This is a genomic window from Enterococcus dispar ATCC 51266, from assembly GCF_000406945.1.
Lineage (GTDB): Bacteria > Bacillota > Bacilli > Lactobacillales > Enterococcaceae > Enterococcus_C > Enterococcus_C dispar.
The window spans coordinates 684,326-709,150 of record NZ_KE136354.1; the positions used below are offsets into that span (position 1 = coordinate 684,326).

Genomic DNA, 24,825 nt, shown 5'->3' on the forward strand with positions numbered 1-24,825 from the left:
ACGATAACTTCAAATGCTTTAGGCAAGAAAGGGAGTTTGATATGACTTTACAATTTTTAATTGGCAATGGTGCTTTAGATCATCGCCAAACTTATATAAAAAAAGCGCAGGAATGGCTTAATCAAGATGAAGAAAATAACGTTTTTTTTCTTGTGCCTAACTATAATAAATTTGAACAAGAGCAAGAAATTTTAAAAGCATTAAAACCTGCGGAGACAGTTTCTTTTTCGACTATTCGCGCGCAAGTTTTTAGTTTTTACCGCTTGGCGTGGTTTTATCTGCAAAAAACTGGGCAACTGGCCAATCAAACATTGTCTGAGGCAGGGAGACTCATGCTTTTACAAAAAGTATTGGAAGAAAGCCAGTCAGAACTATTACTGTATCGCGGCGAAGTTGAAAAAAAAGGATTTTCTGCCAAATTATTGGGGCTGTACCAAGAGCTAAAAGTTGGTAATCTCGCCCCAGAAGATTTAGTCGCTACGTTATCTGAACCAGGAGCAAATGCAGATCAAAGTTTAAAATTTGCGGAATTAAGCTTAGTTTTAAGCCGTTATGAGCAGGAATTAATGAAACGCCAATTACAAGTAGTCGACCCTTTAGCTTTATTGACGAGCTATTTAAAAGGAGAAAACACTGGCAGTCTGTTTGCGCCGCCTAATTTAAGTAAGACCTTATTTATCGCAACTGATTTTCAAGAACTATACGCCCAAGAACGCTGTTTATTAACCACTTTAGCCCAAAAAGGTCATGTATTGCTGGATTTGGTTTTGGATAAAGCTTATGTAGAAAATCCTCCTGAAGCACTAGACCTCTTCCATGATACTGGTAAAATTTATTACCAACTGTTACAAAGTGCGCGGGAAAATGGTACGAAAATTTTAGTAGATGTAAAAGCTGCTCCTTTGACAAAAGCTCCTTTGCAAGAAGCGGTTGAAAGCTTTTGGCGCCACACACAAAATGATAACAGTAAAACACTTCCTGCTTTGCCAAAAGAAAGTATTCATCTTTGGCAAGCTTTAAAGCCTACTGATGAAGTCAATCGACTGGCCTTTGAAATCCGTAAATTGGTAGCCTCAGGTCACTATCGTTACCAAGATATTCAAATTCTGACGAATGATCTGGAAACATATGGGCACTTAATTCCACCAGTGTTTCATGAATTAGAGATTCCTTTTTATTTGGATCAGCAAGTTTCAATGGCTCAGCATCCGCTGGTTGAATTTTTGCAAGCTCTATTTGCACTCGGAGAATATCACTATCGGTTAAATGATATTATGCGATTATTGAAAACGGAGCTATTTATTCCGGATTACTTTTTTGAAAATACGCAAACAGGGTTACAAGATTACCGTGATGTAGTCGATCAGACAGAGAATGTAGCTTTAAAATTTAATTTTCAAGGCCATTTTTGGACACGCTCAGAAGACTGGCAAATTGTTCAATATGATTTTGAAAATGAGTCCCAAGAAGACGCGGATGAATTAACTAAAAATAGCAATCGCTTGCGGCAAGCTTTTGCCAAACAGATTGCAGAATTTTTGCAGCGGCTGCAAAAAAGTAGAACAGCTAAAGAAGCCGTGGCACGCTTATATCAGTTTCTAATGGCTATTAAAGCCGATGAGCGTATTAAAGAATGGCGGGAAAAAGATATTGCAGCAGGTGACTTGGAATTAGCCCGTAATCACGAACAAACGTGGTCAGCATTAATGGCGCTAATGGATGATTATGTTGAAATTTATGGCGAAGATACTTTCAATTTGACCAATTTTAGCCTGCTTTTTACAACGGGATTAGACAGCACATTTTATGGTAAAGTGCCTTCTGCCATTGATCAAGTTCAGTTAAATCAATTGGGATTAGCACGAATTGGTCAAGCCAAAATTACTTTTGCTATCGGTTTAAATGATAAAAATTTTCCCGCGCCGGTTTCTGATGATAGCTTGTTAACAATTGAAGATAGGGAAGTTTTAAATACAGCGTTAAATGATGAAAAACAGTTACGGGACTTAAGAACAGAAAGTGTGGCAAAAGCGCCGTTTATAGCCTATAAAGTCTTTTTATCCGCTTGTGATGAACTGTTTTTGAGCTACGCTGCCAATCATGATACCGAGCAAAACTTAAGGATTTCACCGTACTTACAACGCTTTGTTAGTCGCGGTTCGATAAAAATGGTGTTATTAGAGGAATTATCTCTCACTAGTGAACCCGATAATTTTGTAACAACTTATCGTAATCTAGTCGGCCAATTAAATTTATTGTACCGTCAAGCAAAAGACGAGAAATTACACTTAAACACAAAATGGCGTACCTTAGAAAATCTGCTGTTGGAATCTTCTTATCGCAATTTGGCGCAACGCGCTTTTGAAAGCCGTGATTATGTAAATACGCCAGTAACACTACCAAAAGAAGTGGCAGAAAAACTATATGGAAAAGACTTATATTCTTCTATTTCCCAGATGGAGAGCTTTTATCAGTGCGGCTATCGCTATTTTGCCAATTATGGGTTGCGCCTAAAGGAAAGAGAACTGTTTGGTTTAGATTCACTAACAACTGGGACACTTTTTCATGATGCTCTGGATCAATTTTTACAGGCTGTTTTTGCCAAACAAAAATTATTAGTAGAATTGGATGAACATGAGGCACAACAGCTTATTGATACGGTTTTACAACAAATATTTGCAGAACCTCGTTTTATGATTTTACAAAGTTCAGCGCGGATGCATTATTTACGTTATCGTTTAGGGAAGACGATTAAAAAAGTAATTTGGGTGTTACACAAACAAAGTCAACGCACGAAAATGACACCACTGGCAACTGAAATTGTCTTTGGACAACTAGCTGGTACAAAGGGTATCAAAGGAATTGAAGCTCCCTTGTCAACAGGGGGTAAACTAGCAGTGCGGGGTAAAATCGATCGTTTGGATATAGCGCGTACCAATGCGCATACTTGGCTAGGCGTAGTAGATTATAAATCTGGCGCAAAAGACTTTAATTTGCCTGATGCGTACTTTGGGCTTGCGATGCAGTTATTAACTTATTTAGATGTGGCGTTAGTCAATGCGGCCGAGTTAGTAGGAAATACTGATGTTAAAGCAGCCGGGGCATACTACATGCGAATTCAAGATCCAGTGTTAAAAGCAGAAGAAGCCAGCTTAGCTGAAGTTTTAAAAGCTTATAAATATAAGGGTATCTTTACTGAAGACAGTGAATTATATCCATTGTTGGATGATACATTAGAGGTAAAAGAACGCTCGGTTATTTATCCGGTATTAAGCAATAAAGACGGCTTGTTAAACAAAGAAAGTAATTCAAAGTCTTTTTACAAAGAAGATGAGTTGGAACTATTGCGCCGTCATAATCGCAATTTAATGAAAAATGCAGCTGAAAATATTGTTACCGGCAATATTACGTTGAATCCTTATAAAAAAAGCAGTGGTGAAAAAGCTTGTACCTTTTGCCTATTTCGTAGCTTATGCACTTTTGATGTCATGCTAGCGCAAAATGAGTATCACGAGATTCCGACGCTATCCAAAGAAGAAATTTTAAATGAAATCAAGGAGGAAAACAGCGATGTCTAAAACTCACCCAGTTATTCCGATTAGACCAGAAAATGAACGCTTCACAGATCGTCAGTGGCAAGCTGTTTTTGATGGCGGCGAGAACTTATTAGTGTCAGCTTCAGCCGGTTCAGGTAAAACCACTGTTTTAGTGAGACGTGTGATTGAAAAACTAAAAAGTGGCAGTGATATTGATCGTTTACTTATCGTAACGTTTACCGAAGCGGCGGCTAGTGAAATGAAAGAGCGGATTGAAAAAGCGCTACGCCAAAGTATCAATGAAGAAGGCAATAGTAATTTGCGTGCGCACTATCTTAAACAACTTGTCCTTTTGCCGCAAGCCAATATTTCTACGCTGCATGCTTTTTGCATGACCGTTATTAAACGTTTTTATTATTTGATTGACTTAGACCCCGTCTTTCGGCTTTTAAGTGATGAAACAGAAAAACTGTTATTACAAGAAGAGGTGTGGACTCAGTTAAGAGAAGAATACTATGCCAGTGATGATGAAGTATTTTTTAAATTAACGGAAAATTTTGGGAATGATCGTTCTGATGAAGGACTGACCGATTTAGTCATGCGTTTGTATCAATTTGCGTGTGCCGCCCCTAATCCTACTGAATGGCTCGAAAAATTGTCGGAAAATTATCAAGCAAACGAAGGTTTTCAAAATACCACGTTGTATCAAGAAGGAATTAAACCTGCTGTATTGGCAGAGCTGGAATTGGCACTGGAAAACTACGCTAAAGCAGTCGCTCTTAGTCAAAATGAAGCCAAGTTTGTAAAAGATGTGGAACTGTTGACAGGACAGTTAAATCAAGTGAAGCGGCTCCAAGAAGCAATTTTAAAAGATGACATGGCAATGCTTTTTGCTCAGATCGAAGGATTGGACTTAAAAACGAACGTTCGCAAAAAAAGAGGGGAATTAGCCGACCTTTCTGCCAGTATTAAAGAATTTCAAAGCACTGCAAAAGAAAGTGTCGCACAAGTCGCCACCTATTTTCCTTATTCAGAAGCTACGATGAATGATTTGCTAACGGAATCGTATGAATTAGTAGAAAAAATGAGCGAAGTGACTAAAGCTTTTAGTCTGGCTTATACGCAAAAAAAATTAGCCAAAGGGGTATTAGACTTTAATGATTTGGAACATTATACTTTGGCAATTTTATCAGCTCCAGAAAGCCCGGCGGCAAACTATTACCAAGAGAAGTTTACAGAAGTAATGGTCGATGAATATCAAGATATCAATCGCTTACAAGAAGCAATTTTGCGTTATGTCAGAGACAATACAGAAGATGCAGGTAATATGTTTATGGTTGGCGATGTGAAGCAGTCTATTTATGCTTTTCGTTTAGCAGATCCAACTTTATTTATTGAAAAATACAATGACTACCAACTTAAAAAAAATGGCCGAAGAATTGTTTTAGCAGAAAATTTCCGTTCCCGTAAAGAAGTCCTCGATTTCACCAATTTGGTTTTTGAGCAATTGATGGATGAACGGGTAGGCCAAATTAATTATGATGAGGCGGCTACTTTAATAGCAGGTTTTCCTAATTTTCCTGCCAGTGATTCTTTTCAAACAGAATTACTTTTATTTGAAAAAGGTGGCAAAGAAGATGTCAAACATTTTGAAACGCGTCAAGCTGGTGAGATTCAGTTAACAGCTTTGAAAATAAAAGAATTAATCACCCAATCTTTTGAAATTTATGATAAAGAAAAACAAATGATGCGCCCACTTCAATATGGCGACATTGTTTTATTAACGCCAACTAAAGGCAATAACCAAATTATTGTAGATACTTTTTATGACCTCGGGATTCCACTGGAAATCACAGATGCAGAAAGCTATTTTCAAACTACCGAAATTCAAACGATAATTAGCTTATTGAAAATTATCGATAATCCTTATAACGATATTCCCTTAGCTTCTGTTTTGCGTTCTCCTATTGTTGGGTTATTAGAAGATGAGCTAGCACAAATTCGTTTGCAAGATAAAAATAGTTTTTATTTTGAAGCTTTACGAGATTATGGCGTTTATGGTTCAGACGAACAATTAAAAGAAAAAATACAAATTTTTTTAAGACAGCTGGAAAGCTGGCGCGCTTTTTCAAAGCGAAATGCTTTGCCCGATTTAATTTGGCGACTTTATGAGGAAACGGCGTATTTGGATTATTGTTTAGGATTACCCAATGGCATTCAGCGCCATGCTAATTTAATCGCATTGGTTGAACGGGCAAAAAATTATGAAAAGAGTAATTTTCGCGGATTGTATCAATTCATTCGTCTAATTGAAAAAATGCAGGAAAAAGATTTAGACTTAGCCGAACCAGCTACAAAATCGGTAGAAAATGCGGTACGGGTCATGACAATCCATGGGAGTAAAGGGTTGGAATTTCCTATTGTCTTTTTGTTAGATATGGCACGCGATATTAATCGTCTTGATTTTAATCGCAATTATATTTTTGAAGAACATTTAGGTGCGGGTATTAAATATATTGATCAAACCCGACAAGTAAGTTATGAAACGATGCCTTACCAAGGAATAAAACAAGTGCGCCTCAATAAAGCTTTTTCAGAAGAAATGCGCAAACTATATGTGGCCTTAACGCGAGCAGAACAAAAGTTATATTTAGTGGGATCTTATGAAAGTAAAGAGAAAGCACTGCAAGCATGGCAAGTCGCACTAACACAAGAAAAGAAAATCTTGAACTCAGCCCTGCGCTTAAAAGGTAGCCATGTGCTACTCAATTGGGTAGGAATGACACTAATGCGTCATCCCGATATGGAAGCTGTTTTTAGTGAAGCAAAAGATCGTAGTTATACCGTGGCAAGTCCGGCTCATTTTACAATTCAGTGGTTCAACCAAGAAAAAGTAAAAAATTGGCGGGAGAGTTATACCAGTCTGGCAACGGATGAGGCAGTAGTAGAGACACAAGTAAATATTCAGCCGGATTTAATGCGCGTAAAGGAGCGTTTAGATTTTGTTTATCCGTACGAAAAAGCGACAATGACCACCAGTTATCAATCTGTCACAGAAATCAAACGGGTATTTGAAGATCCAGATAATACGCAAGAAAACCGGTTAGATTGGCAAAGTAGCTTGGAAAAACAGCAGACAGTTAATCGTTATACAAATGAAAATCTAGCAATACCTAAATTTATTGCTGAAACAAAATTAGATGCGGCAAGTGTTGGAACGGCTACTCATATGGTGTTACAATTATTACCGCTAAAAAAAGCACCCACTGAAGCAGAATTGGCGCAGTTTATTGCGCAACTTGTCGCAGAAGGAAGTTTAACAACAGAATTGGCAGGAGAAGTCTCTATTCCCGATATTCTTTGGTTTTTTGCGACAGCATTAGGGCAACAATTGATTGTACAACAGGAGAAAGTACATCGGGAAGAACCGTTTGCCATGTTGCAAAAAACAACAAGTATTTTTAATGATTATGATAATGAATCAGATGAATTGCTTATTCACGGAATTATCGATGGCTACGTATTAGATGATGAAATTTTACTTTATGATTTTAAAACGGACCATCTGTGGGAAGGTAATGAAGCCGAATTGGTAAAACGTTATCAAGGACAAATCAATCTTTATCGTCAGGCGCTGACAGAAACTTATAACCGTCCTGTTACACAGAGTTATCTGGTTTTTTTAAAGGGGCGTAAAATAATTTCGCTTTTGTAATCTTTTGTGCTTACAAAATGTAAGAAGCGTGCTATAATGTGTCAAAAGAGGTGACCGAAAGTGGAACAAGTTGTAGAAACTGAATTTTGTTTGTGTCCGAAATTTGAAAAAGCTTTTTCAATTTTGGGAAAAAAATGGAACGGTTTGATTCTCGATGTATTATTAGAAGACGGGGCCCAACGCTTTGTCGATTTAGCTAATAAAATTCCGGAAGTAAGCGATCGGGTATTAGTGGAACGCTTACGAGAACTAGGTGCTGAGGGTATCGTGGAAAAAGAAGATAACCTATATCAGTTGACCAAAAAAGGACATGATTTGGAAGCAAGCCTGATTGCTGTCAAAGATTGGGGTAATAAATGGATTGATGCTTCAGAATGCAGTTGATTTTCTGACAAAAGTTTTGTACACTAGATACAATTGAATAAGAAGCAATGATGGAAACGAGTAATTTGGTTGATGCGAAAAAAGGGAGTCCTGTCACAGACTGAAAGCAGGGATCGTCATCGAAAAATGAAATTCACTTCCTAGCTTGCTTAGTGAAAACTAAGCCGGTTGTCTAGCAATCGTTATTAAAATTAAGTGCGTTGAATTTTAACGAATTAGGATGGTATCGCGAGACCTCGTTCCTTTAAGGACGAGGTCTCTTTTTTATTTGCTAAAGTCAAGATACAACCTCACTTTTTTGGATGAAGAGGCTAAATTCATGTGAGAGAATATCTTTAATTAAGGAGGAACAAAGATGTCGTTACAAGCCAAATTGGAATCGTTGAAAAATGAAACCATGGAAAAAATTGACAACGTCAGTGATTTACAGGCGTTAAATCAAATTCGAGTGGAAATATTAGGAAAAAAAGGTCCTATTACAGAAGTTTTGCGCGGTATGAAAGATTTATCAGCAGAAGAGCGTCCTAAAGTTGGGAGTTTTGCCAATGAAATTCGCGATGAATTGACAAAAGCTATTGAAGCGCGTAAACAAATATTAGAAGAGGCTGCTTTAACGGCTGCTCTAGCAGAAGAAAGTATTGATGTAACATTACCCGGACAACAAATAAATAAAGGAAATCGCCATGTTTTAACCCAAATTATGGAAGAAATTGAAGATATCTTTGTCGGTATGGGCTATCAAGTTGTCGAAGGCTATGAAGTTGAAAGTGACCATTACAACTTTGAACGGATGAATTTACCAAAAGATCACCCGGCTAGAGATATGCAAGATACTTTTTACATTTCAGAAGATATCTTAATCAGAACTCACACTTCACCTGTTCAAGCTCGGACAATGGAAAAACACGATTTTTCTAAGGGGCCATTACGGATGATCTCACCAGGAAAAGTTTTTCGCCGCGATACAGATGATGCAACCCATAGTCATCAATTCCATCAAATTGAAGGTCTAGTTGTCGATAAACACGTCACGATGGGGGACTTAAAGGGAACTTTAGAAGTGATGATGCAAAAAATGTTTGGGGAAGATCGCAAAATTCGCTTACGTCCAAGTTATTTTCCTTTTACCGAACCATCTGTTGAAGTGGATGTGAGCTGCTTCAAATGTGGTGGTGCTGGTTGTAATGTTTGTAAATATACCGGTTGGATTGAAATACTAGGCGCAGGAATGGTTCATCCAAACGTTTTAGCAATGTCTGGGATAAATCCAGAAGAATACGCTGGTTTTGCTTTTGGGATTGGACCAGATCGGGTTGCGATGTTGCGCTATGGTGTTAACGATATTCGTAACTTCTATCAAAATGACCTGCGCTTTTTAAGTCAATTCAAAGGAGAGTAAAAATTTATGTTAGTTTCTTATAAATGGTTAAATGAATATTTAGACCTTACTCAAATTTCTCCGCAAGAATTAGGAGATAAAATGTCTGTCACAGGCATTGAGGTAGAAGGTATTGAAGTCCCAGCAGAAGGGCTAAAGAAAATTGTCGTAGGAAAAGTTGAAAAATGTGTACCTCATCCAAATTCTGATCACTTATCGATTTGCCAAGTCGATATCGGAGCAGAAGAATTATCCCAAATCGTCTGTGGTGCCCCTAATGTTAAAGAAGGAATTAAAGTGATTGTAGCCTTGCCAGGTGCACGCATTGCCGATAACGTAAAAATTAAAAAAGGCAAAATGCGTGGCGAAGTTTCAAACGGTATGATTTGCTCTTTACAAGAACTAGGTATTTCCGAAAATGTTGTACCAAAAGAATTTGCCGATGGTATTTATTATTTGCCACAAGATGCCGTTGCAGGAGAATCTGTTTTTCCTTATTTAGATTTAGATGATAGTATTATTGAATTATCTATCACACCCAATCGCGCGGATGCCTTATCCATGCGAGGCGTGGCCTATGAAGTCGGTGCGATTTACAATCAAAAGCCTCATTTTAAAGATGAAAAAGTAGTTGAAAGTGATGAAGTAGCTCGTGATAAAATTAAAGTCAGCGTAGCAGATGAAAAAGATGCGCCATCTTATCAAATTCGCATTATTGAAAACGTGAAAATTGCCCCTTCACCACAATGGTTGCAAAATCGCTTAATGAACGAAGGAATTCGTCCAATCAATAATGTAGTCGATATCACCAATTATATTTTATTATTATTTGGGCAACCATTACATGCTTTTGATTACGCTAAATTAGGTAGTCAAGAAATTTTAGTTCGTCGTGCGAATGCAGGGGAAACTCTTATTACCTTAGATGATGAAAAAAGAAATTTAACTCCAGAAAATATTGTGATTACTAACGGAGATAAACCGGTAGCTTTAGCCGGTGTAATGGGTGGCTTGGATTCTGAAATTACAGATACGACGACAATAGTTGCGTTAGAAGCTGCTTTGTTTGACCCATTGTCTATTCGTTTAACCTCAAAACAATTCAATTTGCGAAGTGAATCATCAGCGCGTTTTGAAAAAGGCATTAACAAAGGTGCAATTAATCAAGCCTGCGAAGTAGCTGCGGCTATGATTGCAAAACTTGCTGGCGGTACAGTTTTAAAAGGTGCGGTAGTGGGCTCTGCTGTTGAAGTTAAAAATGAAGAGGTTAGTATTACTTTAGCTAAAATCAATCGTTCTCTTGGAACAAATCTTTCTGTAGCAGAAGTAGGTGAAGTTTTTGAAGCCTTGCAATTTTCGTATACAGAAAGTGATGGATACTTTACTGTGACGATTCCACCTCGTCGTTGGGATATTCACATTGAAGCAGATATCATTGAAGAAGTGGCTCGTATTTACGGCTATGATAAAATTCCAAGTACTTTACCTAGCGGAGAAACTGGTGCGGGTTCTTTGACAAATGAACAATTAAAAACTCGTGAAGTTCGTAGCGCTTTAGAAGGTGCAGGCGTAACAGAAGCGATTAGTTATGCTTTAACCACAGAAGAAAAATCTCGTCAATTTATGATGCGCAAAAGTAATGTAACCCGCTTGGATTGGCCGATGACAGAAGAGCGTGCTGTTTTACGTATGAATCTGGTTAGTGGTTTATTAGATGATGTGGCGTATAATGTTGCACGCAAAAATGAGGCGATCGCACTTTATGAAATTGGTCGTGTCTTTTACCAAGATACCGATCCATTGAAAAATTTGCCATTAGAAGAAACCCATGTCGCTTTTGCTTTATCGGGTTTATGGCAAACAAAAGATTGGCAGCAATCCGGTAAAAAAGTTGACTTTTTCTTAGCTAAAGGAATTGTTGAAACACTTTTAACAACTCTAGGTGCAAAAGACATTTCTTATATCAAAACGACAGAAATGAAAGAAATGCATCCGGGACAAACTGCTGAAATTTACTTAGGCAGTGAAAAAATTGGTTTTGTGGGTCAAGTACATCCGACAGTAACTAAAGCTTATGATATCGGTGCAACTTTTGTGGCTGAATTAAACTTAGCCGCATTATTGACAGCTCAAAAAACACCTTTAGTTTATCAAGCTGTTTCTAAATTCCCAGCTGTAAGTCGTGATATTGCGATGCTAGTTAAAGAAGATGTTGCCAATCAAGAGATTGTGGCCGTAATCAAAGAAGCAGCTGGAAAATTCTTAAATAAAGTTAGTTTGTTTGATGTGTATCAAGGAGCTAATATTGAAAATGGCTATAAGTCACTTGCCTACAGCTTGACCTTTGTAAATCCAGAAGCTACATTAACCGATGAAGAAATCAATAAAGCAATGGAAAAAGTAACAAAAAATCTAACTGAAAAATTAACCGCAGAAATTCGGTAGTTAAAAAAGCTTTTATCAGCGTGATTGTAACGCTGATAAAAGCTTTTTAATGTTTTTCTTTAGTGAAATGAAGAATGAACAAAGGAATTAGTAAGATGATAGCAGAAAGAATAATTGTGGCAAACCCTAAAACGTTTGCGAATAAACTACTTAGGGTAGCGCCACAGACAAAACTAAAAATGATAATGGCCGTATCTTTGAACTTCGCGCTAGCTTTTTGATCGTGATGAATAAAAGCATCCCAAGTTGTTTCACCTAGTGTCCGTAAATTTCCAGTCATCATTAAGGAAGTAAAAGGACCCGCGTGAAGCTTGCGAAACTCTTGCAATTGGGCAGCCGCCGCTAACGACAGAAGAGCACTCGCTAATTTATCAGAAATATAAGGCGAGAGAAGCGCCACGACGACCATCAAGCTAATTTCTAGTATTAAAACAATTTTCTGACGGTTTCTTTGACTGGTATCATCTGCTAATTGATGTTGCAGAAAACGTGTTGCCGCACTCCCAATGAAAAAGGCTGTGATTGGCACAAGATAGCGTAAAATAGCCGCAAAATCACCTTGTCCTAAATTTAATCCTAATAAAATGAAGTTCCCCGTTTGCAAACCAGCAAATACTTCGCCGTGAAAAAGATAAGTATACGCATCTAAACCGCCAGCTGCAGCGGCTAAAAATACACCAATAATTAGCCTTTCATGTAGAGGATATTCTTTATCTTTCAATATTTTCACCTCACCAACTTTTCTTACTTTTAATCTAGCCGTAAGAAAAGATTTTGACAACTATTTTGTCTTTGTAAAAAAACGTGATTTAAGGAAACATTATCCTTAAATCACGCTTGGGTATAGGAATTACACTAAAAAAGTGGGCGAATTAGTTAAAATAGGCAATTCCCATAGCAGATTTTACTTCCACTAGGGTTTTAGCAGCAACTTCTTCTGCTTCTTTGGAGCCTTTTTGCAAGATTGCCATAACGGCAGCTGGATCTTTTGCTAACTCTTCACGACGAGCACGAATAGGCGCAAATTCAGCTTCTAACACGTCGATTAAATAGCGCTTGATTTTAACATCTCCTAAACCACCACGACGATAATGATCTTTTAACTCCGCGATGTATTCTTTATCGGTTCCAAAAACATCCAAATAAGTGAAAACCATATTGCCTTCTACTTGTCCAGGATCCTCGACGTGAATATGATTGGGATCGGTATACATACTCATAACTTTCTTTTTAACAATATCAGCAGAATCTGCAATATAAATACCATTTCCTAAAGATTTGCTCATTTTGCCGTTACCATCAATTCCAGGTAAGCGGCCCATACCTTTAGGCGGCAGCACAGCTTTTGGTTCAACCAACACAGGACTGTAAGTATTATTAAAACTATGCACGATTTCTTGAGTCTGTTCTAGCATTGGTTTTTGATCTTCGCCGACAGGCACAAGGTTTGCCTTGAAGGCAGTGATATCCGCAGCTTGAGAAACTGGATAGATAAAAAAGCCAGTTGGTACGCCTTCACCAAAGTTTTTTTGTTCGATTTCACTTTTTACGGTCGGATTGCGACGTACGCGTCCAACGGAAACTAAATTTAAAAAGTACATGGTTAATTCAGCCAGTTGGGGAATTTGAGATTGGATGAATAATGTCGATTTGCTTGGATCAAGGCCGACAGCTAGATAATCTAAAGCGACTTCTAACACATTTGAAGAAACTTTTTCAGGATTTTTAGCATTGTCAGTTAATGCTTGCATATCTGCAATCATAATATAAAGTTTGTTGTTGGGATCAGCTTGCATTTCCACCCGTTTTTTTAAAGAGCCGACATAGTGTCCTAAGTGCAGTCGGCCAGTGGGGCGATCCCCTGTTAAAATGGTATTTTTCAAGAGTTTTCACCTTTTCTAATTTCTATTCTCACATATGTCAGTGTACCTTTTTTTAAACTTTCCGGCAACTGCCAAAAAGGCAAATAACTGGAAAATAAGATAAGAAACTGGGAAAATAAGTTACTGTCAAAAAAGCAAAGAATTATTTGTGTAAACGAATACAAGTGACATTATGATGTTAAGAAAGCTATCAAAAAAACGCGTTATTATTGTCAGAAAAGTTCGTCAATTTTGATCTTTTTTTACGAAAAAACTTTACAAACGTTTTTTAATTTGCTTATAATACTACTTAAACCAAACATCAATAGAATTTAAATTTAAAACAGGAGTGACGCCAATGTCTATGATCGAATTTCAAAACGTGGAAAAATACTATGGTAAATTTCACGCGCTAAAAAATATTAATTTAAATTTTGAAAAAGGGGAAGTAGTCGTAGTTATTGGACCTTCCGGCTCAGGAAAAAGTACCATGTTGCGTTGTATCAACGGTTTAGAGCGGATTTCTTCAGGACATTTATTAATTAATGACCAAGATCTTTATAGTAAAAACGTTAAATTAACCGAGATGCGTAAGAACATCGGGATGGTCTTTCAACACTTTAATTTATATCCCAACAAAACAGTGTTAGAAAACATTACATTAGCGCCAATTAAAGTTTTAAAACAAAATGAACAAGAAGCTATTGCTTTAGCGGAACGTTTGTTAGATCGGGTTGGAATGCTGGATAAAAAAGATTCTTATCCTTCGATGCTTTCAGGCGGACAACAACAACGGGTAGCTATTGCCCGCGGATTAGCAATGCAACCACAAATGCTATTATTTGACGAACCCACTTCTGCTTTAGACCCAGAAATGATTGGAGACGTTTTAAATGTTATGAAAAAAATTGCCAAAGATGGAATGTCGATGATTGTGGTGACACATGAAATGGGTTTTGCTAAAGAAGTAGCCGATCGCGTTGTCTTTATGGCTGATGGTGAAGTAGTGGAAGAAAGTCGCGATGTCGAAAATTTCTTCAATAATCCTAAAACTGATCGCGCGAAACAATTTATTAGTAAAGTAATTAATCACTAAGATGACAGTCAGTTGTTTGGCGCAATAAAAGTGATTGGAGGAAAGTTGATGAAAAAAGTCTTTTCAGCGGTTTTTGCATTTGCAGCCGGACTGCTCTTAATGAGTGGTTGCGGTAAAAGTGTTGCAGATCAAGATATCGCCAAAGTGAGTAAAGAAAATAATCAAATTATTTGGGGAGTAAAATACGATACCCGTTTATTTGGGATGATGGATGTTACAACCAACGAAGTGAAAGGTTTTGATATTGATATTGCCCGCGGTATTACTGAAAAAATCTTAGGTAGAGATGGCAATGCCATTTTTGTGGAAGTTACTTCCAAAACACGAATTCCATTGCTAAAAAATGGGAATATCGATGCTATTATCGCTACGATGACTATTACAGAAGAACGTAAAAAGCAAGTTAATTTCTCGCAAGTTTACTTTGATGCTGGCCAGTCATTACTTGTGCCAAAAGACAGTAAAATTACTGGCGTAGATAGTTTAACTGCGGATGATACTGTTCTAGCAGTTAAAGGTTCCACTTCTGCGGTGAATATTCGTAAACATGCACCGGATGCTAAAATCTTAGAACTGGAAAATTATGCAGAAGCTTTTACCGCTTTACAGTCAGGACAAGGGGATGCTATGACGACTGATAATGCTATCTTGTTGGGAATGGCTTCGGAAAATATGAACTATAAACTAACGGGTAAAGCATTTACAGAAGAGCCATATGGTATTGCTATCAATAAAGGCCAAGATAATTTCTTAAAAGAAGTCAACAAAGCTTTAGATGAAATGCATGCAGATGGTACTTATGATGAGATTTATAACAAGTGGTTCCCAGATGACAATACTGGGAAAGTAAAATAAAGGAGGCCAGTTATGCTGACACTATTTCAAGAATACAGTGGTATGTTTTTTGAAGGGTTTAAATTTACAATATATTCCAGTATAATTGCCCTTTTCTTTAGTTTGATTATCGGAACATTAATGGCAATTTTACAACTTTCTAGTAATCGGGTTATCAAGTTTTTAGCCCAAGCTTATGTGGAATTTTTCCGTAATATCCCCTTATTGATTATCGCGATGTTCTTTTTTGTCGTTGTGCCCTTATACTGGGTTCAAATCGACGGATTTCAAGCTGGAACGATTGGCTTAGTCATTTATACTTCGGCCTTTATTGCCGAAACAGTGCGCTCGGGGATTCAGACAGTACCAAAAGGACAGACCGAAGCCGGACTTTCTCAAGGGTTAACTTATAGTCAAACCATGCGCTACATTATTTTACCTCAGGCGTTCAAAATTGTTGTGCCACCATTAGGCAATCAATTTATCAATTTAGTTAAAAATTCATCTGTACTAGCCATGGTGGCAGGCCTTGATTTAATGTATCAAGGAGATTTAATTGCAAGTACAACCTTTAATACTTTTGATACGTATATTATCGTCGCTTTGTTTTACTTAGTTTTAACATTGCCACTTTCTTATTTAATGAATCATTTAGAGAAAAAATGGGCCGTAACTGGCTAGAAAGGAGCGGATTAAATGAATTTCTTTGATGCATTTTCTTTTGTCAACTTGCGATTTTTAGTTGATGGCCTGCGGGTAACAGTGGAAGTATCCGTTCTGTCTATTATTTTTAGTTTTATTATTGGTGGTTTCGTGGGCGTGATTCGCTTTAGTAATATTCCTTTTTTATCAAAGATTTTAGGAATTGTGATCGATGTTATCCGTAACTTACCATTACTATTAATCATTTTCTTCACTTATTTTGCTTTACCACAAATCGGGATCCGCTTTGATATTTTCTGGTCTGCTGTGGTGGCATTAACAATTTTTGAATCGGCAATGTTATCAGAAGTCTTTCGGGCGGGGTTAAATGCTGTGCCAAAAGGTCAGATGGAAGCAGGTCTTTCAACTGGTTTGACATATGCGGAAACAATGCGTTCGATTGTCATTCCACAGGCTTTTAAATCGATGATTCCAGCAATTGTTAGCCAATTAATTTCTTTAATTAAGGACACTTCATTGGCTGTAATTATCTCGTTGCCGGAACTAACCCATAATGCAAAAATTATTTATGGTCAAAATGAAAATTATGTATTGCCGATGTTTTTAGCAATGACAGTTGCTTACTTTATCGTTTGCTATGCCTTATCTTTAGTCTCAAAATATTTAGAAACAAAACAATACAACTATTAAGCAATAACAGCAATCTTTTGCAGTGTGACAGTTTGACACCTAAAAAGATTGCTGTCTTTTTTATTGTAAATGAAACCTTTAGCCAATTTAGCTATCAAAGCAGGATTGGTCTAAAGATAGTCAGCAAGACTTGAAAAAAAAGGAAAAAAAGGCGAAAATAGAGACATTAGTGGAATAAATTCGCTTTAATGTTACATTAAAGCTTCAAAGGATGAAGTATATGGGAAATAAGCACGCAATCGGTTTAATCGATTCGGGTGTGGGCGGATTGACCGTTTTAAAAGAAGCGCTAAAACAACTACCAAATGAAAATCTAATTTATTTAGGTGATACAGCCCGGTGTCCCTATGGTCCAAGACCCGCTGAACAAGTAATTGAATTTACCCGTCAAATGACGCATTTCTTAATTCAAAAAGAAATTAAGCTCTTGGTGATTGCTTGCAATACCGCAACAGCAGTCGCGCTGGATGTGATTCGACAAGAAATTGACATTCCTGTTGTAGGCGTTATTTTACCAGGTACACGTGCTGCGGTTAAGGCAACCAATAATCATAAAGTTGGTGTGATTGGAACACAAGGAACGATCAAAAGTGCATCTTATCAAAAAGCACTACAAGAAAAGACACCAAATATGCAAGTGTTCAGTTTGGCTTGTCCTAAATTTGTTCCATTGGTGGAAAGTAATCAATTTTTATCGCCCGTAGCCAAGAAAACTGTAGCAGAAACATTGGTACCTCTGCAATATAGTGGCATGGATACTTTGATTTTGGGATGTACGCATTATCCGTTATTGCGACCGATTATTCAAAACGTAGTGGGTAGCCAAGTGCAACTCATTGATTCTGGCGCGGAAACGGTCGGAGAAGTAAGTGTATTGTTGGATTATTTTGAAATTGCAAATAGCAGTGAAAATAAAAAACCGCGTTATGAATTTTATACAACAGGATCAACAAAAATGTTTAATGAAATTGCTAATGAATGGCTGAATAATATCTCAGTTTGGTCTAAACACGTAAACTTAGAAGGGAATTAGAAAAATGAGACATGATGGCCGCGCCGTACAGCAGATTCGTCCGGTGACAATTAAGACAAATGTTTTTAAGCATCCAGAAGGATCAGTAATGATTTCTTTTGGGGATACACAAGTAGTATGTTCGGCTACAATTGAAAATCGCGTCCCCCGTTTTTTAAAAGACAGTGGTAAAGGATGGGTGAGCGCGGAATATAGCATGCTCCCCCGGGCGACTAGTTCTCGTAACCAAAGAGAAAGCACCAAAGGAAAATTATCGGGACGAACAATGGAGATTCAACGTTTGATTGCACGGTCTTTACGAGCTGTGGTCGATTTGGAAAAATTGGGAGAAAAAAGCATCATCGTAGACTGTGATGTTTTACAAGCTGATGGTGGAACCAGAACGGCAAGTATTACAGGAGCTTTTGTCGCATTGCGTTTGGCTGTTAATAAGTTATTACAACAAAACGAATTAGCCAAAGACCCTATTAAAGAGCATTTAGCAGCAATTAGTGTGGGCATTTTACCCGATGGAACTTGTGTAACGGATTTGGATTATACCGAAGACTTTTCCGCTTTAGTAGATATGAATGTAGTTATGACAGAAAGTGGTCAGTTTGTGGAATTACAAGGGACAGGAGAAGAAAGTACATTTAGTGGAGAAGAGTTAAACGAGATGTTGATCTACGCTAAACATGCCGTTAATGACTTAGTGGCTTTTCAAAAAGAAGCGCTTTTAGGTAAAGAGGAGCTGGGTAATGAAATAGAAGCGGATGCGCAAACAATCGTCATCGCAACTAAAAATCCTGGTAAAGCCAAAGAGTTTGCCGAGATGTTCGGCCAAGCGGGTTATCGAATTAAAACATTATTAGATTACCCAACAATTCCCGAAGTGGAAGAAACCGGGCATACATTTGAAGAAAATGCGCGGCTAAAGGCAGAAACGATCGCCCAAATATTACAGCGCCCGGTTTTAGCAGATGATTCTGGCCTTGCCGTAGATGTTTTAAATGGGATGCCTGGTGTTTACTCTGCCCGCTTTGCTGGAGAAGCAAAAAGTGATGCCGCCAACAACGCCAAATTACTTCACGAGTTAACGAATATTCCGGATGAAGATCGTACTGCCCATTTTCATTGTACATTGGTATTTGCGGCACCTTCAAAAGAAAGTTTAGTTGTTTCAGCAGATTGGCCGGGAAGAATTGGTCGTATTCCACGCGGTGATCACGGTTTTGGCTATGATCCTTTATTTATTCCGACGGGCATGGAAAAGTCTGCAGCAGAATTATCCGGTTCTGAAAAAAATGCCATCAGTCATCGTGGTCAAGCATTGAAAAAATTACAGAAAAGTTGGCAAACTTGGTTAGAGGGATAAGACAATTTTTATGAAAATGAGATAGGTAAAGGAGCAAATTATGAAGTATTTAGTAGTTAGTGATAACCATGGTGATCGTGAAATCCTTGTCGATATACTAAATCGTCGTCAAAATGAAGTTGATTACTTTTTCCACTGTGGGGATTCAGAATTAGCTAGTAATGATACGTTATTTCAAAGCTACAATGTTGTAGGGGGTAATTGCGATTTTGATCCGGGATTTAAAAATCGTTTGGTCATAAAGACAAAAGAAGATACTATTTATATGACTCATGGCCATTTGTCAAATGTTCGTTTTGGTTTAACCCAAATTTCTTTAGAGGCAAAAGAAGAGAATGCGACTATTTGCCTATTTGGGCATACGCATCAAATTGGGTGTGAAGCCGTAAAAGGATGTTTATATTTAAATCCTGGGAGTATTTCCCAACCAAGAGGCCCAATTCAAATTCAAAGCTATGCTATTATTGAAAGCACGAAAAATAATTGGGATGTGCAATACTATGATCGGATGCATACGGCAGTAACGGACTTGCATTTCACTTATAAAAAATAAACTGTAAGTTTTTTATAAGGCTTGCAAGTCAAGATGTTTCCCCTTACAATTTTTTGTACAATAAGGTTGTATGTTGGGTGGAAATGGAGGCAATCAATTTGATAGGAACCACTGTCCAAGAACTTTTATTAGAAGATCAAGATAATTTTTTAGTACCCGCAGAAAACGTTGCATCTTTAATGTATTCCAATCCATTAGATCATGCGTTGTTAGTTTTATCAAAAGTCGGATATTCTAAAATTCCGGTATTAGATAAAGATGATCGTTTTGTAGGATTAATCGGTTTAAATGACATCGTAGGAAAGATGATTGATTTAAGAAAAATTGATACCGATAATTTAGCAGGGCTAACTGTTGCCGATGTGATGGAAATTGGTGTTGACTATGCCAAAGAAGATGCGCAATTAGAGGATATTTTACACCTATTAGTTAATAATGCTTTTTTACCTATTGTTAATAGCGAGCGTATTTTTTTAGGGATTATTACCAGAAAAGAAGTACTAAAAGCTACCAATCATTTGGTACATGAAATGGAAAAGCGCTATGAACTGGTTGAAAAAGCAGAAAAAAAGAAAGATAAGCTATTTGTTATTTAAGTAGTTAAAGATAAGTAGCATATGAAGGTTTAAAAATAAAAAACGAGCAGTATTCCTATTGAAAGGCAATACTGCTCGTTTTTTCGTATCCATTTAATCTTTTGCTACTTTTTAGGTGGTTGGTAATATCGGTGTTGAAGGAATCGATAAATTTGCTTTATTTAATTCGGTAATGGAGGCTGCTAATAAATCTTCTTTAATTTTGAATTGTTGGCCATTTAAAACATAAAAGGTAGTACGAATTGCATAATTGCTATTGCCCAAGTCAACAAGCCCAAAAATAGTTGGATCAGTTTGGACTTCATCTTTGTAGCTTGAAGCAATCTGGTCATTTGCGGTTTTGATAGCGGCTTTTATTTTATCTAAACCTTCATTTGGATCAATTCTCACGTCTACGATTACTTGCATATTAGAACGTGAATTATTGCTAATCGTCGTAATATTGCGATTGGGAATAAAATGGACAGTACCATTTGCCGAGCGTAATTCAAGGGTTCTGATGCCGACAGAAGTGACGGTGCCTTCGATGGTAAGATTGTTTAAAATCACATAATCTCCGACATCGATTTGTTGTTCCATAATAATAAAGAAGCCTGTGATAATATCATTCATAAAACCCTGCGCCCCAAGACCAATGGCCAAGCCGGCAATTCCTGCTCCAGCTAACAGTGAACCAACTGGAACACCCAAAGTTGAAAGAAGAGAATAGATGAAAAAGAAACCTAACGTGTAGTGGATGACATTGCGAATCAAAGTATTTAATGTATTCATCCGACTTTCGCTGAATTTTTGTCTTTTTTGGTAAGACTGATAACTGCGTTCTACTAAAAAATCACAAACACGTAATAAAACGCTAAATAGAAAAATCAGAAAAAGAATCATTAAACCTTTGGAAATTAATAGGCCTGTGACTTTTTCCCAATCAATTGTGTCCCACCAGCGTTGGAAAGCGTTTAATTGGCGTACAGCCGGTTCTGTAAAGGCAGAACCGGTCGAATCTGTTGTTTGTGCTGCAATGTGTAACATGAAAGTCCTCCCTTATACTCAATAATTTAGTTTAAGATAGTGTTAATAGATTTCCAATATTTATCTTAACAAAAAGAGTAAAAAAAAACTGCCAAATTGTTGGCAGTTTTTACTTTTTTTAAATTAGTCATTCAATTGCTGAGGATATGCCGCTGGTGTTTTAAAGCCATAGACATTTCCTAAGATATATTTGGCAATGTGAAGAGTACGATCACTACTACGCTCCAAATTTGAGCTGATATCAATAAATAAGACGCTGTCAGCAGCACGGCCGGCACCTTTACCCATGAGACGGAAATATTTTCGTCTCAGTAAGTCCACCAGTTCATTGACTTCTTTTTCCCGTGAAAGAATTTTTGTGGCCAAATCATGATCATCTGTCTCTAAAATAGATAAAGCATCACGAATGTTTTTTATTACCTTATCAAATAGCAAAACTAAATCATCATCATATAAAAGTAAGGTGGTACGTCCCTGATTTGAATTATTCCCATTACGTTTTTCTTTGTTGCGTTGTTTTTGTTCTAATTCACAGGCTTCTTCCACGAAACCGACGATATTTTTACAATGATCCCCAATTCTTTCAAAATCTTTGGTAAACTCCAACAACATCGCTTGTTCTTGACTTTCGGTTTGTGATAATTCAACTGTAGCAATTTTTGCCAGATATTCCGTCAATTCCACATCAAAGCGATTGATGGCTTCTTCATATTGGAAAACATCATCTTTTGTATCTTCGGCGGGTTTGGCGTAGAAATCTTTTGTGGCAGAAAGAGCGCGCAACGCATAATTTCCCATTTGGATAACTTCATTTGAAGCCTGACGCAATGCAATACTTGGTGAAGTATAAAGAAAATCTTCATTTAATTCAACCGTGCGGATGTCCAAAGATTTTTCTGTGCCGGGAATGATTTTTTTGACCAATGTTTCAATTTGTGGAATGAACCAAAATTGAATGGCCAAGTTTGAGATATTAAAAAGACCATGAGCAAAGGCAATTTGCATACTTGGGTTCAAATGAAAAACGTCGGTCATTGCTATCACAATATGAGTAAATGGCGTTAATAACAATGTAAAAATAATGGCACCGACTAAGTTAAAAATAACGTGTGCTCCAGCAGTTCTCTTTGCCGCCACGCTTGCTCCTAAAGCAGCAATTACCGCTGTAATCGTCGTTCCTATATTATCACCAAATAAAATCGGCAATGCAGCACCTAGAGCAAGGCTATTTTGTGTATATAATTGTTGTAAGATTCCGATTGTAGCGCTGGAGCTTTGTAAAACCATGGTGAGCATGGTTCCAATTCCAACTCCTAAAACGGGATGATGGGAAACACTAATCATTAAATCGTTAAATTGCGGTAAATCTTTTAGTGGTTCCATACTAGTACCCATCAACTTTAAGCCAAAAAATAAACAACCAAAGCCAAATAAGATTTGTCCGCTATTTTGAAATAGTTTTCGCTTGGTGAAAAATAAAAGAATAGCCCCTACGCCAATAATCGGTAAGGCATAAGCACTTAAATTAAAACCAATAATAAATGCTGTAACTGTTGTTCCGACATTTGCTCCCATAATGACGCCAATCGCTTGACGTAAAGACATGAAACCAGCACTGACCAATCCAACTGTCAGCACAGTTGTACCCGAACTGCTTTGAATGAGTCCGGTCACAATAATCCCTGCTAATACAGCGCGTAATGGGGTAGAGGTGAATTTATTTAATACTTCTCGTAGGCGATCACCCGCAGCTTTTTGCAAACCATCTCCCATATATTTAATACCAAATAAGAAAATTCCTAGACCACCTAAAAAGCTAAAAAACATATCTTGATACGACATAAAACTTCCTCCAGCCATAAATTTAACCAATTACTGCTAATATAGCGAAAAGAGAGGCAGTTGTAAACGTTTTTTGAAAAAAGCTTCTTTCTTATAGCCATAGAAGTGCATATATTCTAAATTATTACGCTGAAACTCTAAAATAATCTCTCTGTTTATTTTTAAAATTTGGCATAGATAAAAAAGACTGCATCTATGCGCAGTCTTTTTTATAGGTAAAGAGATTATATGATTTTCATAAAGAATAGGGCTCATATAAAGATTATTGCTGTCTGGCAACACGAACGAACTTTCGATGGCAAAAAAATCAAAATCTTAAGAAAGTGAAAGCAATTCATCAAAATTTGGTCTTATTGCTTGAAAGTTGCACGAGTTTATTCAGATTTTTTATTAATAATTTTGGTTAAGATAAATGAACACCTTTGTCAACAAAGATGACTTCGCCAATAATTCCACTAGAGGCAGGACTAATCAGAAAGGCACAGGTATTGCCAACTTCTTCAATAGTTACCCCGACATGGTCTGGTGTTCTTTCTTCTGAAAGTTGAATTAATTTTTGATAATCTTTCACGCCGGTTACCGCTAATGTTTTGATGGCACCCGCGGAGATACCATTTACCCGAATTCCTGTTGGTGATAATTCTGCTGCTAAGTAACGAACTTCAGCTTCTAAGGCAGCTTTAGCAATCCCCATCATGTTATAATTTGGCACGGCTCTTTGTGAACCTAAGTAACTCATAGTCACTATGCCACTATTTTTGGCTAAATATTTTTTAGCATACCGGGTGACTGCGATTAATGAATAAGCACTAATCTCTTGAGCCAATGCAAAACCATCACGAGTAATATCTACAACACTACCAGCTAAATCTTCTTTATTTGCATATGCAACTGCATGAACGACACCATGAATTTCTCCCGCATAAGTGCCGATTTTTGCAAAACATTCTTTAATACTTTCATCACTAGCAACATCGCATTCTACTTTGAAGGCATCACTACCGATTAATTTTTCCAATTGTTTTGCCATACGGTCATTTTGGTAGGTATAAATAACTTCTGCACCTTGATCACTTAATGCTTTGGCACAGCCCCAGGCAATTGAACGTTTATTTGCAACGCCCATAACGACAATTTTTTTTCCAGTTAATAAACTCATGTGTACACTCCTTGAATAATTAAAATAAATAAATGCAATGTTTTATCTGTATGATTTCTTATTATTAGATAAAATTGTTTGATTGTCAAACTATTTTTTTTCGCTAAGATGAGATATTTGCATGAAATTTGTGGTTGTGATACTTTGATAATCAAAATAGATTATTTCAATTGCTATTTTGATAAGTAAAAACAAGGAGGGGTTCATATGAGCCAAACACTAACAGTTGCACAAGTGAAGGAGTTGATTCCCAATCGCTTTCCAATTTTATATATTGATAAAGTAACTTCTCTAGAATTCGGTCAAGAGATTATTGCGCAAAAGCAAATTACCTATAACGAAGATTTCTGCCAGAGTCAGCCTGAAAATCCACATATGCTAGGTACACTTGTGTTAGAAACATTGGCCCAGGCTGGTTCGATTTTAATTTTGAAAACGCCAGAATTTTTAGGGAAAACTGCTTATATCGGCGGGATTAACGACGCGCATTTTTATGAATTTGTCCGCCCGGGGGATACTTTAGAATTGCGTTTTTCAATCACAAGGATGAAAGGCAACGTAGGAACTGCAGATGCAGTAGCTACTGTAGGTGAAAAAAAAGTTGCAGATTGCGTCTTTACTTTTATTGTAGGGGCCAAATAAAAGCAAAACAGACTTGC

General features: G+C 37.2%; 19 protein-coding genes. 14 read left to right on the forward strand and 5 right to left on the reverse strand.

Features of this window, described 5'->3' with window-relative positions:
• Nucleotides 1-41: 41 nt before the first annotated feature.
• The 5 genes from RK01_RS03350 (at nucleotide 42) to pheT (ending at nucleotide 11,458) form a co-directional block, all read left to right on the forward strand.
• Nucleotides 42-3,578: a PD-(D/E)XK nuclease family protein gene (locus RK01_RS03350; RefSeq protein WP_016171865.1), complete on the forward strand. Its 3,537-nt coding sequence runs from the start codon at nucleotides 42-44 to the stop codon at nucleotides 3,576-3,578.
• The gene (addA, locus tag RK01_RS03355) at nucleotides 3,571-7,251 is read left to right on the forward strand and encodes a helicase-exonuclease AddAB subunit AddA (protein WP_016171866.1); all 3,681 of its coding nucleotides are present in this window, start codon (nucleotides 3,571-3,573) and stop codon (nucleotides 7,249-7,251) included. The genes RK01_RS03350 and addA overlap by 8 nt, the downstream gene beginning before the upstream one ends.
• A gap of 60 nt (nucleotides 7,252-7,311) precedes the next feature.
• Nucleotides 7,312-7,635, forward strand: coding sequence for a winged helix-turn-helix transcriptional regulator (locus RK01_RS03360; RefSeq protein WP_016171867.1), 324 nt, complete (start codon nucleotides 7,312-7,314; stop codon nucleotides 7,633-7,635).
• A gap of 355 nt (nucleotides 7,636-7,990) precedes the next feature.
• On the forward strand, nucleotides 7,991-9,034 hold the full coding sequence (pheS, locus tag RK01_RS03365; RefSeq protein ID WP_016171868.1) for a phenylalanine--tRNA ligase subunit alpha: 1,044 nt from the start codon (nucleotides 7,991-7,993) through the stop codon (nucleotides 9,032-9,034).
• Nucleotides 9,035-9,040: 6 nt separating this feature from the next.
• On the forward strand, nucleotides 9,041-11,458 hold the full coding sequence (gene pheT, locus RK01_RS03370; protein WP_016171869.1) for a phenylalanine--tRNA ligase subunit beta: 2,418 nt from the start codon (nucleotides 9,041-9,043) through the stop codon (nucleotides 11,456-11,458).
• A gap of 46 nt (nucleotides 11,459-11,504) precedes the next feature.
• Here the strand turns inward: pheT and RK01_RS03375 are convergent, their stop codons facing one another.
• Entirely contained in the window at nucleotides 11,505-12,179 is a 675-nt protein-coding gene (locus RK01_RS03375) for a YoaK family protein (protein ID WP_016171870.1), read from the reverse strand.
• A gap of 151 nt (nucleotides 12,180-12,330) precedes the next feature.
• Complete coding sequence (gene trpS, locus RK01_RS03380; RefSeq protein WP_016171871.1) at nucleotides 12,331-13,341, reverse strand: tryptophan--tRNA ligase; 1,011 nt, start codon at nucleotides 13,339-13,341, stop codon at nucleotides 12,331-12,333.
• Between the two features lie 337 nt (nucleotides 13,342-13,678).
• Here trpS and RK01_RS03385 point away from each other — a divergent pair, with 337 nt between their 5' ends.
• From RK01_RS03385 to cbpB, 8 genes are all read left to right on the forward strand, one after another.
• A complete protein-coding gene (locus RK01_RS03385; RefSeq protein ID WP_016171872.1) occupies nucleotides 13,679-14,416 on the forward strand; it encodes an amino acid ABC transporter ATP-binding protein in 738 nt (245 codons plus the stop codon).
• 48 nt (nucleotides 14,417-14,464) lie between these two features.
• Nucleotides 14,465-15,271, forward strand: a complete 807-nt coding sequence (locus tag RK01_RS03390) for a transporter substrate-binding domain-containing protein (RefSeq protein ID WP_016171873.1) — start codon at nucleotides 14,465-14,467, stop codon at nucleotides 15,269-15,271.
• A 12-nt stretch (nucleotides 15,272-15,283) separates the two neighbouring features.
• Nucleotides 15,284-15,931 carry an amino acid ABC transporter permease gene (locus tag RK01_RS03395; protein WP_016171874.1) on the forward strand — a complete coding sequence of 216 codons (648 nt, stop codon included), beginning with the start codon at nucleotides 15,284-15,286 and terminating at the stop codon, nucleotides 15,929-15,931.
• Nucleotides 15,932-15,946: 15 nt separating this feature from the next.
• A complete protein-coding gene (locus tag RK01_RS03400; RefSeq protein WP_016171875.1) occupies nucleotides 15,947-16,603 on the forward strand; it encodes an amino acid ABC transporter permease in 657 nt (218 codons plus the stop codon).
• Nucleotides 16,604-16,823: 220 nt separating this feature from the next.
• Nucleotides 16,824-17,636, forward strand: coding sequence for a glutamate racemase (racE, locus tag RK01_RS03405; RefSeq protein WP_016171876.1), 813 nt, complete (start codon nucleotides 16,824-16,826; stop codon nucleotides 17,634-17,636).
• A 4-nt stretch (nucleotides 17,637-17,640) separates the two neighbouring features.
• A complete protein-coding gene (rph, locus tag RK01_RS03410; protein ID WP_016171877.1) occupies nucleotides 17,641-18,990 on the forward strand; it encodes a ribonuclease PH in 1,350 nt (449 codons plus the stop codon).
• 40 nt (nucleotides 18,991-19,030) lie between these two features.
• Complete coding sequence (locus RK01_RS03415; RefSeq protein ID WP_016171878.1) at nucleotides 19,031-19,543, forward strand: metallophosphoesterase; 513 nt, start codon at nucleotides 19,031-19,033, stop codon at nucleotides 19,541-19,543.
• Between the two features lie 98 nt (nucleotides 19,544-19,641).
• Nucleotides 19,642-20,139, forward strand: coding sequence for a cyclic-di-AMP-binding protein CbpB (cbpB, locus tag RK01_RS03420; RefSeq protein WP_016171879.1), 498 nt, complete (start codon nucleotides 19,642-19,644; stop codon nucleotides 20,137-20,139).
• Between the two features lie 111 nt (nucleotides 20,140-20,250).
• Here the strand turns inward: cbpB and RK01_RS03425 are convergent, their stop codons facing one another.
• From RK01_RS03425 to fabI, 3 genes are all read right to left on the reverse strand, one after another.
• The gene (locus RK01_RS03425; RefSeq protein ID WP_016171880.1) at nucleotides 20,251-21,165 is read right to left on the reverse strand and encodes a mechanosensitive ion channel family protein; all 915 of its coding nucleotides are present in this window, start codon (nucleotides 21,163-21,165) and stop codon (nucleotides 20,251-20,253) included.
• 123 nt (nucleotides 21,166-21,288) lie between these two features.
• On the reverse strand, nucleotides 21,289-23,007 hold the full coding sequence (locus RK01_RS03430; RefSeq protein WP_016171881.1) for a Na/Pi cotransporter family protein: 1,719 nt from the start codon (nucleotides 23,005-23,007) through the stop codon (nucleotides 21,289-21,291).
• Between the two features lie 403 nt (nucleotides 23,008-23,410).
• Nucleotides 23,411-24,166, reverse strand: coding sequence for an enoyl-ACP reductase FabI (gene fabI / locus RK01_RS03435; RefSeq protein WP_016171882.1), 756 nt, complete (start codon nucleotides 24,164-24,166; stop codon nucleotides 23,411-23,413).
• A 207-nt stretch (nucleotides 24,167-24,373) separates the two neighbouring features.
• Here fabI and RK01_RS03440 point away from each other — a divergent pair, with 207 nt between their 5' ends.
• Nucleotides 24,374-24,808, forward strand: a complete 435-nt coding sequence (locus tag RK01_RS03440; protein WP_016171883.1) for a 3-hydroxyacyl-ACP dehydratase FabZ family protein — start codon at nucleotides 24,374-24,376, stop codon at nucleotides 24,806-24,808.
• Nucleotides 24,809-24,825 lie beyond the last annotated feature (17 nt).

Excerpts from the sequence above, each read along its gene's own strand:
- RK01_RS03350 (WP_016171865.1), top strand. The coding sequence starts at position 42 with ATGACTTTACAATTTTTAATTGGCAATGGTGCTTTAGATCATCGCCAA.
- addA (WP_016171866.1), top strand. The coding sequence starts at position 3,571 with ATGTCTAAAACTCACCCAGTTATTCCGATTAGACCAGAAAATGAACGC.
- pheS (WP_016171868.1), top strand. The coding sequence starts at position 7,991 with ATGTCGTTACAAGCCAAATTGGAATCGTTGAAAAATGAAACCATGGAA.
- pheT (WP_016171869.1), top strand. The coding sequence starts at position 9,041 with ATGTTAGTTTCTTATAAATGGTTAAATGAATATTTAGACCTTACTCAA.
- RK01_RS03385 (WP_016171872.1), top strand. The coding sequence starts at position 13,679 with ATGTCTATGATCGAATTTCAAAACGTGGAAAAATACTATGGTAAATTT.
- RK01_RS03390 (WP_016171873.1), top strand. The coding sequence starts at position 14,465 with ATGAAAAAAGTCTTTTCAGCGGTTTTTGCATTTGCAGCCGGACTGCTC.
- RK01_RS03395 (WP_016171874.1), top strand. The coding sequence starts at position 15,284 with ATGCTGACACTATTTCAAGAATACAGTGGTATGTTTTTTGAAGGGTTT.
- RK01_RS03400 (WP_016171875.1), top strand. The coding sequence starts at position 15,947 with ATGAATTTCTTTGATGCATTTTCTTTTGTCAACTTGCGATTTTTAGTT.
- racE (WP_016171876.1), top strand. The coding sequence starts at position 16,824 with ATGGGAAATAAGCACGCAATCGGTTTAATCGATTCGGGTGTGGGCGGA.
- rph (WP_016171877.1), top strand. The coding sequence starts at position 17,641 with ATGAGACATGATGGCCGCGCCGTACAGCAGATTCGTCCGGTGACAATT.
- RK01_RS03415 (WP_016171878.1), top strand. The coding sequence starts at position 19,031 with ATGAAGTATTTAGTAGTTAGTGATAACCATGGTGATCGTGAAATCCTT.
- RK01_RS03425 (WP_016171880.1), bottom strand. The coding sequence starts at position 21,165 with ATGTTACACATTGCAGCACAAACAACAGATTCGACCGGTTCTGCCTTT.
- RK01_RS03430 (WP_016171881.1), bottom strand. The coding sequence starts at position 23,007 with ATGTCGTATCAAGATATGTTTTTTAGCTTTTTAGGTGGTCTAGGAATT.
- fabI (WP_016171882.1), bottom strand. The coding sequence starts at position 24,166 with ATGAGTTTATTAACTGGAAAAAAAATTGTCGTTATGGGCGTTGCAAAT.
- RK01_RS03440 (WP_016171883.1), top strand. The coding sequence starts at position 24,374 with ATGAGCCAAACACTAACAGTTGCACAAGTGAAGGAGTTGATTCCCAAT.